Source organism: Mesorhizobium sp. M1322, from assembly GCF_040318085.1.
GTDB lineage: Bacteria > Pseudomonadota > Alphaproteobacteria > Rhizobiales > Rhizobiaceae > Mesorhizobium.
In genome coordinates, this window is the sequence record NZ_JAMYLP010000120.1 from 1 (window position 1) to 13,137 (window position 13,137).

Consider the following 13,137-nt stretch of genomic DNA (forward strand, 5'->3'; position numbering starts at 1 on the left):
GGGGGGGGGCCCCCCGGGCCCCACCCCCCCCCGGCTGTGTCCCGGGGGCGGGCCTTGCGCCCCCCACCCACGCCCCAACGAATCGGGTTGCCTTTGGGGGGCGCCACGCCGCTGCCGACCAGCGTCGGTAGGCCGGCGGCCTTCTTGATCATGCGGATGTAGCTCAGATCCGCAGCGTGCCCGGTGCGCTGACCGGTCGCAATGATGGCGTCGGCGTCGAAGAAAACCAGATCCTTGACCAGTTCCTCCACCGGGCGGTCGGCAACGATCGCGTGCGCCCCATGCTTGACATGAGCATCGGCGAAAACGCGGATGCCGTTGGCGCGAAGCTTGGCTCGGTAGCGCGCCGCGCGACCCGACTCGCCCTCGACAAAACCCTCGTTGGCGACATAGGCATTCGCCCATTGATTGACGCGGATAAAGCCCGCGCCGGCGGCACTGGCGATCGCAAGGGCAGGCATCGCGGCGTTAGCGAGCACATTGATGCCGACCGGCTTGCCAAGTTCGCGGCGAATACGGTCGGAGATAACAGCCATATAGGCCGCTGTTTCCGGTCCAATATCGTCAGGTTTGGCAAAGGGGATGTCGCCATGGTTCTCGACGATCACGCCGTCGCATCCGCCATCGAGATAGGATCTCGCATCATCGAGTCCCCGCTGATAGATCGCCTCGACCGCTTCGCCGTCATAGCGCGGCGCGCCAGGAAGCGGCGCAAGGTGGACGACGCCGATCACCACCTTGGTGCGGCCGAAAAGTTCTACGAGCGCGTCGCCGCCTGATTGACCGAGTTGGGTCATGAGAGCTCCGTTTGATTGATCAGCGCCGCCATTTCAGACGCGGAAGGACAGGATATCAGTGTGCCCGGGCGAGTCACCGCAATTGCCGCGGCTGCGAGCGCGAACTTCAGCGCTGAGATAACCGACATGCCCTTGGCAAGCCCGCCGGCCAGACAGCCGCAAAACACATCGCCGGCACCGCTGGTGTCGAGCGCTTCGACGCGTGGTGCCGGCAAACGAAGCGACCCTCCCCGGGCAGGGCCAAGCACGAGACAACCTTCCGCCCCAAGTGTGATCACCACCGTTCCCGCGCCTTTGGCCGTCAGCGCTTCGGCCGCGGCGGCCATATCACTCTGGCCGGTCAGTGCTTTCGCCTCGGATTGATTCACCACCAACACCTGCGCCAGACGCAAGTCAGGCAAGGCCGCCGCATCGATAGGACTGGCGTTCAGGACGGTGCGCGCGCCATTTTCCTGCGCTGCCCGCAGGCAGGCATTTATCGCGTTACCTCGCAGGTTTCCTTGGCAGACAAGGATGTCGCCAAACGCTATCCGGCGCGCAAGTGCGGTTTGCGCGATCGGATCGAATGCTTGGCTGCAGGCGACGCCGCTGACGATGAAATTCTCGCCACCAGCCTCAATGACAAGAGTCGAGCGGTCGCTCGGCAGGTCGAATTCGCTCACCTCGAGGTCAGGCAACTCCCTGTCGAGAGAGGCCCTGATCCATGCGCCTGCGCGGTCCTTACCGAGCGCCGTCCAAAACGTCACCGCAGCACCCGTACGCGCGGCCGCAACCGCCTGGTTTGCGCCCTTGCCGCCGAGGCCGTCGGCGTAGCTGCTAGCGTTCAAAGTCTCGCCGGCAGCAGGGAAGCGGCCGACGCGAAACATCGTGTCGACGCAGGCGTTGCCGACGACATGGACATGCATCGCTCAGCTCTCACCGGTCGCCCAGCTCAGCATCTGTTCGAACAGGGTTTTGTAGCCCTTCCAGGCGATGAACTCCGGCGGCAGCCAATGCGGCCCGACATCGGATGTCCAGGCCACAGTGCGGCCCTTGCCGTAGTGGCCGGTGACAAGCAGCGGCAGTGATCCGTAGTCCGATGACACGGTTGCCAGAACTTCCGCCCCGTCTTTCAGCGCTACTTCGTTGAAGCCGAGCAGGATCGGCCAGTCCGAACCAAGACCCTTCAAGATCGGATGGTCCGAGGAGCCTTTCAGGACAGGCGAAAAACCTTCCGGCACCTCGACGCGGTCGTCGAAGGCGAGGCAGTTCACCGGCAGCACCTCCTCGACCGGCGTCTTGCGATAGCGCGCGCCGCCATTGATGCCTTGGAAGCTATAGTAACCGCCGAACATCAAAAGCCCGCCGCCGTCGCGCACATAATCGCGCAGCAGGCGCAAGCGGTTCGGCGTCGGCTTCGAGTGAACCCAGGTGTCGGGGTGCAGAAGCAGCGTGTTGGCGCCGATGTCGGAGAGCACCACCGCGTCATAGGCCGAAAGCGCCTCCATTGTTTGCGGGAAGCTGCGCTGAGCCTCATGTGCCGGCATGAAGGTCGCGTCGAACTCGGTCGCCTTCAGCGCCGTCAGCAATTCGTCCGCGCCGGTGTGGTAGGTGACCGTCGGGAACTGGTCGAAACCCTTAATATGGGTCGCGGTCGACACCCAGGATTCGCCGGCAAGCAGGATCTTTTTCTTGGACATTTGAACTCCGTCGTAGATCTAAGCCGAAAGTCTGGGCCGCTTAGTTTTGCCGCGCGAACACGGCCTTCGGATTGGTGATCAGCATGCGGTCGATGGCTGGCTGCTCGACGCCATGCCGTTTCAGGCGCGGTATGAAATGCTTGAGGATGTAGCCATAGCCGAAACCGCCGAAACGGGTCAGCATGATCTTGAGGAACACATCCTGCGACAGCAGCAGGCGGTCGCCGAAGCCGGCCTCGATAAGCGCCGCGATTGCCCGCGCATTCTCTTCATCGGAGGGCGATTGCGCGTCCTGATCGGCATAATAGTAGTCCATGCCGATCATATCGTATTCGAGGAACGCGCCGCGCCGGGCGAGGCTTGTCTGATAGTCGGGATCGCTGTGGCTGGGGTTCATGTGGCAGAGCACGGTGTGGCGAAGATCGGCGCCCTCGGCCTCCACGATATCGAGCACCTCGTGCGCCAGCCGCTCCCAGCCGGGCAGATGGATCGACAGCGGCACGCCGGTGATGCGCGAGGCCCGCGCCGAAGCTCGCAGCGACTTTCGTTCCTCTGAAGTGAAGTCCTTGCTGACGCCGACCTCGCCGATCAGCCCGGCCAGGATCGGCGGCTGGGTCTCGCCGCCGCCGACGTCGTTGACGATGAACTCGGTCACGGCATCGATATCCATCGCCTTCAGCCATTCGGGATGGGTGTGCTCCAGATAGAAGCCGGTCCCCATGACAATCTTCAGGCCGGACATGCGGCTGATGCGGGCGAGCTTTTCCGGCTCGCGGCCGATGCCGATATTGGTCGCGTCGACGACGGTGTGGCCGCCCAGCGCGCGATAGCGTTGCAGTTCTGACAGCGCCAGGTCGCTGTCGTCGAGCGAAACATTGTCGCGGTTGACGTAAGGGTTCATGCGCAATTCGCCGATGATCTCGATGTTCACCGGCTGCTCGGCGAGCGCCATGTCGTCGGGATGACAGGGACATTTCCAAGTGCCCGCGCCGTCGAGCAAGATGTGCTCGTGCATCAGCGTAACGCCGATTTCCTCGACTGGAACGGGGCCGAGCACGGTCATCACATGGCCGGTTTCGACCCCGATCGCCAGCCGCTGCCTTGGCGCTGCGTCATCGAAGAGATCACTCATGGCTCAACGGCTCCGTACGGCGCCGCGGAACAGGCGGAAGTTCAGCCAGATGGCGATCAGGATGATCGTTCCGGTGACGATCGGCGTCAGGAAAGGCGACAGATGCGCCAGAATCAGCCCATTGCCGATGACGGCCACGGTAAGCGCGCCGAGCACTGTGCCGATGATCGTTCCGCGGCCGCCGAACAGGCTGGTGCCGCCAAGCACGACGGCAGCGATCACTTCGAGCTCAAAACCTTGCCCGGCGTTCGATGATCCGGATCCGAGCCGGGCGGCAATGATGATCCCCGCAAGTGCTGCCGCGGCGGCGGAAATCACGTAAACGAAAAGCGTCGTCAGCCGCGTGTTGACGCCGGCGCGCCTAACCGCTTCGGCGTTGGCGCCAATGCCGGTCACGTAGCGGCCGAACGGCGTCTCGTTGAAGGCGATATAGGCGATCGCGAGGATCGCCAGCGCGATCAGCGCCGGCGCCGGCACGCCGAGCAGCCAGGCGCGGCCCAACACCGTGAAAGGGCTTCCCGGCTCGATGGGGATGGAGTAGCCGCCGGTGATCAGCAGCGCCACGCCACGGATCACCGAAAGCCCGGCAAGCGTGACGATGAAGGCCGGGATGCCCTCATAAGCCACGAAATAGCCTTGTATCGCGCCAAGCAAGGCGCCCAGCGAAAGCATGGCGAGGATGACCACCGGCCATGGCAAACCCAGCTGCAGCAGTGTCGCCGACAACGTCGCCACCAGTGCCAGCACGGAGCCGACGGAAAGGTCGATGCCGCCCGTGGTGATGACGAAGGTCATCGCGGCGGCGACGATCAGCAGCGGTGCCGACTGCCGCAGGATGTTCAGCAGATTGGGCGACGTCAGAAAGGCGTCCGTCGCCACCGAGAAGATGACGCAAACGATAAGAAAGAACAGCGCGATCGACACGACACTGCCATTGGCAAGCACCGCATCTCGCCATGTGCCTGCGCGGACCCTTCGAGACTGAGCGGAGTGGGTCGAACTCACGTCGCTCATGCAGGCGCTCCATCGCGATAGGCGTTGGCGGCCGAACGCGCGTTGAACTTTCGACCCACGATCAGATTGACGACATCCTCGATATTGGTTTCGCCGATCAGCCGCTCGGCGACGGCGCGTCCTTCGTACATGACCTGAATGCGGTCGCATACGAGGAACAGATCCTGAAGCCGGTGGGTGATCAGAATGACACTGACGCCGCGCGCGCTCACGGTGCGGATCAGGTCCAGCACAGCCTCGACCTCGGCGACGGCAAGCGCTGCCGTCGGCTCATCCATAATCAGCACGGACGGCTCGAACGAGGCGGCGCGGCCGATCGCGATCGACTGTCGCTGTCCGCCGGACAGGTTTTCGACTTTGAGCCGCGTGTCGGCGATAACGATGCCGAGTCGGTCGAGCATCTGGCGCGTTTGCTCATGCATGCGCTTCTTGTCGAGAAAGGAAATGCCGGCGATGCGGCGGCGCGGCTCGCGGCCGAGAAAGAGATTGCCGGCGACATCAACCGTGTCGCAGAGCGACAGGTCCTGATAGACCATCTCGACGCGCGCTGCACGCGCGTCCGCCGGCGAGTTGAAGGTCACCGGCATTCCATCGATCTCGATCGTGCCGGCATCGGGAACCACCGCCCCCGAAAGCACCTTGCTCAACGTCGATTTTCCCGCGCCATTGTCGCCGACCAGCCCCAGGACTTCGCCCGGCCTCAGCACTAACGACACGTCATCGAGCGTCTGAATGGCGTTGTAGCGCTTTGAGATGCCGCTCATCCGCACCCGATAGGTCTCGCCACTGTTCATCTTGGATCCACAGGATTTTGCAAAGCGTCCGCGGCGTGGCCTCAACCCGGCGCCGCGGACCGGTCATCGATGCAGTTTACTGGAACATCGCGCGGTATTGGTCGACATTGTCCTTGGTCACGATCGTCACCGGAATATTGATGATCGGCTCGACCGTTTCGCCTTTCTTGAGCTTGGTCAAAGCTTCGACAGCGGCCTTGCCTTCGCCGGCCGGATCCTGCTGGACGACCGCGACCACCCAACCATCGTCAATGCCCTGAATGACCTGCTTGGTCAGGTCCCAGCCGAACACCTTGACGTCGCCGGTGCGGCCTTGGCTGGTTACGGCCGAAACAGCGCCGAGCAGAGCCGGCTCGCCGGTCGCATATAGCGTCGTCATGTCCGGATTGGCGGTCATCAAATTCTCCGAAGCGCTCATTGCGGTCTCCTGAACATTTTGGCCATCGACCGTGTCGAGGAAGGTGATCGCCAGGCCGCTGTCAGTGACCGCCTTCTTGAAACCGTCGAGCCGCTGGTTCTGGATGAACGAATTAAGCGCGCCGACAATCCCGATCTTGGCAGTGCCGCCCATCTCCGACTTGACATAGTCGGCGTAGAATTTGCCGATGTCCTCGCCAGCCTTGGCGTTGTCGACACCGATGAACGCTACGTTGTCGCCGTCGGGAATCTGCGCGTCGATGGCGATCACGGGGATGCCGGCCGCTTTCGCGGCGGTGATTGCAGGCTTGACGCCGTTGACGTCGATGGCGACCAAAATGATGCCGTCGACTTTCTGTGTGATGTAGTTCTCGATGGCGTCATTTTGCGCGCTCGGCACGTTGTTGGCATTGAAGATGACCAGCTTGGCCCCGGCGGCGTCGGCCGCCTTCTGCGCGCCCTCGTTGATCTGGTTGAAGAACAGGGCCTGCTGGTTGATGTTGACGAGAGCGAAGGTATCGGCGAACGCCGATCCCATCGCTGTCGAGCAAACGGCGATGACGGCGGCGCAACGGACGAGAAGTTTGAACGGACGCATTTACGGTTCCCCTTGCTTGCGGGCCAAACCTGTTCGGCTGGTCCCATTGGTGCTACAGGCAAGAGCCAACATTCAAGAGACTTGAATGCTTGTCAACGCATTTGAATCCCTGAACGCCGATCAGAAGGTCGCCGGCGTGTTGACCCAGAAAATGCTGGCTCTCTCCTTTCCGATGTTGCGGTAATGGTGTGGCAGCTCCGACCTGAACACGAACGCATCGCCAGTGGCGAGATCATGGCTCTTGCCGTCGACGATCAGCTTGATCCGGCCAGCCAGCACATAGCCGACCTCCTCGCCGACATGCTGGATGGGTCCTTCGCTCTCGCCGTCCGCCTCGATATGATGGATATTGCACTGCAGCAGGTGACCGGGCGAATACGGAATAATTCGTTCAAGCGAAATGCCCTCGCCGCGCCTCAGCGCGTCGAGCGAGATCAATGGCCGCGCGCCGGCGCGGAACACGATCGCCTCGTCATCGTCGACCTGTTCGAACATCCAGCCGATATTGGTCTCCAGAACCTCGACCAGGCGGTGAAGCATCGGCAGCGATGGCGAAGCCTTGCCGTTCTCGATCTTGGACAAAAGGCTTTCAGAGCAGTTCGCAGCTGTCGCCAGCGTCTTCAGCGTCATGCCCCGTGTCTGGCGAGCGAGGCGCAACCGCGTTCCAAGCCGCGCGGCATTGACGGTGCCATCCGCTTCGGATTCCGGCCGTCGCCGATCGATTTTGTTCATCCGTTCGCCAACCATTCAACAGTCATGGACAACTGTCGCGCGAGCAAAAGACAGCGGCGACCGATTTGCAAGTGATGATTTGTCATTTCGACGCTGCAGTGCCTCGACCAGTTTTTGATAGCACGGATAAAGCAACTCAGCGTCAAGCACTCGCCTTCTATAGCGACATCGGTCGTCCCGCGATCAACCCAGCGCTGACTGGAACAAAAAGCGTTCCTGCGTTGTTCTCCAACGTCCTGATGTTCGAAGTGGGCTGGTTCGTACGCCGGGCCGGGGCGATTTCGCGGCGCCTGTAGAAAGGGATGGCGAGGCAGATGGATCCTGACGACCTCGGCACAGAACGGATCGTCACTGTCTTCGGCGGGACAGGCTTTCTCGGACGTCGGATCGTGAAACGGCTCCTGGAAAGGGGTTTCACCGTCCGCGCTGCATCGCGCCACCCGGCCCGCGTGGGCCCGGTCTTTTCTTCGACTGCAAGGATCCCAGAAGCCATCGAGGCGGATATATTGGATGCGTCCTCGATCGGCTCGGCCATTGCCGGATCACAGGCGATCGTGAATGCTGTCAGCCTCTATGTCGAGCAGGGCGCCCAGACGTTTGAGCGCGTGCATGTGAAGGCTGCCGCAGATCTCGCCGCTGCGTCGCGCGATGGCGAGGTCGACCGGTTCGTCCAGATTTCGGGGATTGGCTCCGATCCTCAATCGGATTCGAACTACATTAGGGCACGTGGGCGCGGAGAAGAGGCGGTGGCGAGCGCATTTCCAGGCGCCATCATTGTGCGTCCCGCCGTCATGACAGGACCTGATGACGTTTTCCTCACGACGATTGTGAGGCTGATACGTCTCCTGCCGATCTATCCGCTGTTCGCCGATGGCGGGACACGGCTTCAGCCGGTGTATGTGGAAGACGTCGCAGACGCAGTGAGCCGGCTGATCGACGGGCGAAACCACAAGGGCTCATCCATATTCGAATTCGGTGGCCCGCGCATCTACACCTATAAGGAACTGCTGCGGGAGATCGCCCGGCAACTCGGTACCCACATCAGGTTGATGCCGGTGCCGTTTGCAGCGTGGGACGCCTTGGCCGGCGTCGCGGAACTCCTTCCGGCCGCGCCCCTAACGCGCAATCAGGTCGATCTCATGCGGCACGACAATGTGGCAGCAATCGGCGCACCGGGCCTGAAGGAACTCGACATCGAGCCGCGGGGCATCGAGGAGGTGATCCGCTTGATCGAACGGCGCGCGTGACGCCGGCTCGCGCCCGTCTCCTGCTCAGCAAGAGTCTACGATCCTGACGGGAACCTATCGCCATGCGGCGGGTTGGTCGAGCTTGAAGCAATAAAGAAGAAGGAAAAGAACTATGGCCAGATGCGATCAATGCGGGAATGACTACGACAAGGCTTTCGAAGTGAAGCTAGCTGAGGAAATCTATACGTTCGACAGCTTCGAATGCGCGATCCAGAAACTTGCGCCGCTCTGCCCGCATTGCGGATGCCGGATCATCGGACATGGCGTCGAACAAGATGACATCATCTACTGCTGCGCACATTGCGCCGCAGAGGAAGGTGCAAGCGCACTGACCGATCGCGCACCCTGATACAACGCTATCAGGATCAAGGCCCCAAGAGCCAGGAACATCGCTCGACACGGCTTATTTGGCAAGCATGGAAGCTCAGCATTCAGAACCGTGCTAGCAAAGCCGTGATCAGCGAAAGCAACAAAAGGGCGGTTTGGCCGTTCTGATCAGCCGCATGAGCGGCGGAGCATCCGAAGACATGACTACGCCGCAAATCCTGTCGTTCGCCGTCATCTTCGTGATGATGGCGGCGCTCGTATGGGGTCGGTATCGATATGATCTGGTCGCAGCCGCGGCACTGTTGCTTGCACTCGCGGTTGGCATCGTGCCTTTTGACGAGGCCTTCAGCGGGTTCAGCGACGATATCGTGATCATTGTCGGCAGTGCCCTGCTGGTGAGCGCAGGCATAGCCCGCTCAGGCATGATGGAAGTTGCCATCAAGCGCTTTGTTCCCAACTTATCGGGCGTTCGCTCGCAACTGGCGCTGCTGGTGATCGTGGTCACGATCCTGTCTGCCTTTGTAAAGAATATCGGTGCGCTCGCCATCATGATTCCGATCGCCTTTCAGTTCGCGCGCCGGTCGAGCGTTTCGCCCTCGATATTTCTGATGCCTATGGCGTTCGGGTCGTTGCTCGGCGGGCTCATGACGCAGGTGGGAACATCTCCCAATATCGTCGTGTCCCGTGTGCGGGAGGAACTGACCGGCACCGCCTTTACAATGTTCGACTTCACACCTGTTGGAGCCGCCTTGGCCGCCACCGGTACGATCTTCCTGATGCTTTTCTATTGGCTGTTGCCGGTGCGCGAAAAGCTGGGCGGGTCGGTGCATGAAGCCATCAACATCAAGAATTACCTGACTGAGGCCCGAATTGTCCGCGATTCCACGGTGCTCGGGAAAGCCGTCGCAGACCTCATTAAGCTTTCCGGCGGCGATGTTGTCGTGACGTCGATCCTGCGCAACCGGACTATGCGGATGACGCCACTGCCCGACGTTGTCCTCAAAGTGAACGACATTCTGCTGCTCGAGGGCGACCCAGGGGCGCTGGATCGCCTTGTCTCCCAGGGCAAACTCAGCGTTACGGGCAATAGGGCCAGCGGAGACGCCACGACCAGCGAGTTGGTCGCTATCGAAGCCGTCATCGGGGAAAGCTCGCCTTTGATCGGCTGGACAGCCCAGCGCCTTGCCCTCTACCACCGCTTCAATGTCAACCTCCTGGCTGTCAGCCGCCACGGCGAGCGCCTCGACCGCAGGCTGGCCGAAATCCAGCTAAGGCTCGGCGACGTCATCGTGTTGCAGGGCAATGCAGCGACGATACCCGAGATACTGCGTGAACTCGGCTGCCTGCCGCTGGCGGAAAGGGATATCCTGCTTGGTAGCGTCCGCAAGGGTGTCGTGCCGGTATCGATCCTTGCTCTCGCTATGGTGGCGACTGCATTCGGGCTGCTACCGGTCTCCGTCGCTTTCTTTGCGGCCGCGGTCGGGATGGTGCTTTTCAAGGTCATCCCGGTCCGGGAGGTCTACCAATCGCTGGATGGTCCAATCCTCGTCATGCTCGCCGTTCTCATTCCGGTGAGCGACTCGCTACGCAGTACAGGGGCGACAGAAGTGGTTGCCGGCGAGCTTGCCAAACTGGGGACCATTCTTCCGGCGCCCGGCGCACTGATGCTCATCCTTGTCGCCGCCATGGCCGTTACGCCATTCCTCAACAATGCCGCCACCGTTCTGGTCATGGCGCCTATCGCCGCCGAGTTTGCTGGCGATCTCGGCTACAGGCCGGAAGCATTTCTGATGGCGGTCGCCATTGGCGCCGGCTGCGATTTTCTCACCCCGATCGGCCACCAGTGCAACACGCTCGTCATGGGGCCGGGAGGCTACCGTTTTGGCGATTATCCACGTCTGGGACTGCCGCTATCGTTCCTCGTCGTCATTGTTGCTGTGCCGATGCTAATGATCGTATGGCCGATGAACTAATATCGATGGACGGATCAATCCGGCTCGAACTTTCGCCGGCCGGCGAAAACTGTCGCATCTCTAACTTGCTCAACTGTCGCGTTACTAAGTGGCTGCTGCACATGTGTCCGGAATGGACCCGTGAGCGATGGCTGGGCTTCCTGGAAGCTTTTCGAACTTTCTGGGTCGCGCCTCAGCCCGAATTGCGTGTGCTTCTGGGACAAATTGGGACATTAGATTCGGTTTTCGGAAAATTTGAGGAGGCATCGACTTTCTGGCGCGCGTGCTCACCCCGGGTCGTAAAGGTCAGCACAAACCTCCGCTAGTTCTACGTGCTGAACGCCCGCTATGCGAAGCATATCGGCCGTTGAGGTGACCCGTTGCTACTACCTGAAACCAGACATTGTTGCGACCATTCTGGAACTCGCGTTGCGCCATAAGAGGGCGGTTAACCGAGGTTTGGCATGTCTGAGACCGTGATGAGGATGCTTCCAAGGGTCCATCGGCCGTTGTCGGATCGCTGGGTAGGAAGGTCGATATGCATTATCTGCCGGTGAGTGTCGCCCTGACCATATCGTTTGTCGTCGGTTCGTAACGGCGACGATCGCGTCAATGGATCAGTCTGCAGTGTGCTGTATCCGATGCCCACTCCTGGGCGATAGCAAGGCTGATTGTTCTGCTCGCATTTCGGGCGTGGCGATTGAGGTTTTTCTGGGCGCGCAACTGATAGGGCGCAGCCCGGATTTATTCGATTAGTTTGCCGATGTGCTGGCATAGCATGCGGTCTGACAGTCGCAGGCTGGACAAAGTGGCTCGCAGGAGGGCTGCCAAAGCCTCTTGGGGGCGTTGGTTAAGAACGCTAGTGCAACGCGGTCGAGCTCTTCTGAGTAACACTCCGCATGGATGGAACCTTAATATTGGCGGCGACAGTGACGCTGAGTGCCACGACCCTGAGATTGCTTCAGAGCGGGCGAGTGGTTGTTAGGATTCCCACCTATGATTTCGCCTTTGCTAATGGTCGCACGTTAGCCCAGATCAGTGGGTGCGTGGCCAAAGATGGCCGATGCTGCCCAGTGCTGACTTTCCTAGTCTTTCCCGGGAACATTCCTCATCACAATGAAGGGCGACAAGAGTCTTTTGGGGCGAGTATAAGCAGAACCGGTGGCCACGTCAGAATTTTCGCGCCGCCAAGACGGCTAGTTCGAAATCTCTTCGTGTGTCTGCGGGCATCACTGTCAGCAAGATGGTAGGCTGGTCTGACTAATGGCCGGCGTTTGGCAACAGCAGTACGATCATTTGTTCAACGGATTGCAACACGCATTCTCCCCGATGCTTTCAAGTTAATTAAAATCATCGCGGTCCGTTAACAACGTTTCTCATTGACAGTTGAATGAAATCATATCAACATTACTAACAAAAGGTAAATTTGGGGCGTTGGGGAGGAAGTGTTATGGGCGCGAATGGCGACGACAATTATGTTGGCACGGCCACTGACTACAACGACAAATTGATCGGGGGTTCTGGGGCCGACGCGCTTTCAGGGGAGGGAGGAAACGACGTTCTCAATGGTGGTTCCGGTGCAGATATCCTGGATGGCGGCAGCGGTATTGACAGCTTGCTAGGCGGTTCGGGCGCTGACACCCTTGTTTTCGTATCGTACGAGAATCAGTACAAACTCCAGGGAACCATATATGACAATGGTATCGCGCAAATCGGCGTAACGACATTCAGCGGGTACGATAGTTACGATGGTGGAAATGGTACTGTAAAAGGTGGTACCACCGAGATTGACACGCTAAAAATTGTAATCAGCGTACAGCAGTCTAACGATGTTGCCTTTATGGCAGCCCTAAATGCCGAGATTAACTATTTTAACAATGTTTGGCTACCGGCCCATGTCAACCAAAGCACTGGGCAGGCAGATCAAACGATTTATGAATTCAAGAGCATAAATCTGAAAATTTCTGCAATCGAAAAACTCTCGCCCGTCGTGATCGATCTCAGCACCAATCATGCACCGGTGAACACCGTACCGTCCGGGGTACAATTGACCGATGAGGACGTATCAAAGGCAATTCCAGGGGTTTCGGTTTCAGATCCTGATGGTGGTGCGTTAACGACTACTGTTTCAGTTCTGCACGGTACTCTAAACGTCTCGAGTAGCCCGCTCGTGACCGGCAACGGCACCAATTTGGTGACCATTGTTGGCTCCGCAGCGGACATCAATTTAATTCTATCCGGTCTGACTTACACGGGAAATGGAGATTTTAACGGTTCGGATTCGCTAACAATCACAACCGGTGATGGTCTAGCCACTGACACGGACTTGCTGGCAATCACGGTCACCGCGGTGGCCGACATCGCCGACGACACCGCCTCGGGCAACGAGGACACGGCGATCACCACCGCAGTGCTGGCCAACGACAGCTTCGAGGGCACGCCGGCGGT

At 60.0% G+C, this 13,137-nt stretch carries 12 protein-coding genes and 1 pseudogene; 5 read left to right on the forward strand and 8 right to left on the reverse strand.

Annotation, left to right across the window (positions count from 1 at the left end; all coding sequences use genetic code 11):
* From NKH12_RS27550 to NKH12_RS27585, 8 genes are all read right to left on the reverse strand, one after another.
* Nucleotides 1–797 (reverse strand): BtpA/SgcQ family protein (locus NKH12_RS27550; protein WP_352956038.1); only part of this gene is annotated, 797 nt, incomplete at its 3' end.
* Nucleotides 794–1,702, reverse strand: coding sequence for a PfkB family carbohydrate kinase (locus NKH12_RS27555; protein ID WP_352956039.1), 909 nt, complete (start codon nt 1,700–1,702; stop codon nt 794–796). The genes NKH12_RS27550 and NKH12_RS27555, both read right to left, overlap by 4 nt.
* 3 nt (nt 1,703–1,705) lie before the next feature.
* Nucleotides 1,706–2,476 (reverse strand): glutamine amidotransferase, encoded by a 771-nt coding sequence (locus NKH12_RS27560; protein ID WP_352956040.1) that lies wholly within the window; start codon nt 2,474–2,476, stop codon nt 1,706–1,708.
* A 40-nt stretch (nt 2,477–2,516) separates the two neighbouring features.
* Nucleotides 2,517–3,608: a phosphotriesterase family protein gene (locus tag NKH12_RS27565; RefSeq protein WP_352956041.1), complete on the reverse strand. Its 1,092-nt coding sequence runs from the start codon at nt 3,606–3,608 to the stop codon at nt 2,517–2,519.
* A gap of 3 nt (nt 3,609–3,611) precedes the next feature.
* Nucleotides 3,612–4,622, reverse strand: a complete 1,011-nt coding sequence (locus tag NKH12_RS27570; protein ID WP_352956042.1) for an ABC transporter permease — start codon at nt 4,620–4,622, stop codon at nt 3,612–3,614.
* Nucleotides 4,619–5,416 (reverse strand): ATP-binding cassette domain-containing protein, encoded by a 798-nt coding sequence (locus NKH12_RS27575; RefSeq protein ID WP_352956043.1) that lies wholly within the window; start codon nt 5,414–5,416, stop codon nt 4,619–4,621. The genes NKH12_RS27570 and NKH12_RS27575 overlap by 4 nt, the downstream gene beginning before the upstream one ends.
* Nucleotides 5,417–5,492: 76 nt before the next feature.
* Complete coding sequence (locus NKH12_RS27580) at nt 5,493–6,431, reverse strand: ABC transporter substrate-binding protein (protein WP_352956044.1); 939 nt, start codon at nt 6,429–6,431, stop codon at nt 5,493–5,495.
* 120 nt (nt 6,432–6,551) lie between these two features.
* Entirely contained in the window at nt 6,552–7,163 is a 612-nt protein-coding gene (locus NKH12_RS27585; protein ID WP_095492366.1) for a cupin domain-containing protein, read from the reverse strand.
* Between the two features lie 65 nt (nt 7,164–7,228).
* Here NKH12_RS27585 and NKH12_RS27590 point away from each other — a divergent pair, with 65 nt between their 5' ends.
* The 5 genes and pseudogenes from NKH12_RS27590 to NKH12_RS27610 all read left to right on the forward strand — a co-directional run.
* Nucleotides 7,229–7,459, forward strand: a complete 231-nt coding sequence (locus NKH12_RS27590) for a hypothetical protein (RefSeq protein ID WP_352956045.1) — start codon at nt 7,229–7,231, stop codon at nt 7,457–7,459.
* An 18-nt stretch (nt 7,460–7,477) separates the two neighbouring features.
* Nucleotides 7,478–8,410 carry a complex I NDUFA9 subunit family protein gene (locus NKH12_RS27595; RefSeq protein WP_352956046.1) on the forward strand — a complete coding sequence of 311 codons (933 nt, stop codon included), beginning with the start codon at nt 7,478–7,480 and terminating at the stop codon, nt 8,408–8,410.
* A gap of 112 nt (nt 8,411–8,522) precedes the next feature.
* On the forward strand, nt 8,523–8,759 hold the full coding sequence (locus NKH12_RS27600) for a metallothionein (protein WP_352956047.1): 237 nt from the start codon (nt 8,523–8,525) through the stop codon (nt 8,757–8,759).
* Between the two features lie 178 nt (nt 8,760–8,937).
* Complete coding sequence (locus NKH12_RS27605) at nt 8,938–10,710, forward strand: SLC13 family permease (RefSeq protein WP_352956048.1); 1,773 nt, start codon at nt 8,938–8,940, stop codon at nt 10,708–10,710.
* Between the two features lie 1,429 nt (nt 10,711–12,139).
* A pseudogene (locus tag NKH12_RS27610) lies at nt 12,140–13,137 on the forward strand (hypothetical protein); the annotation flags it as partial.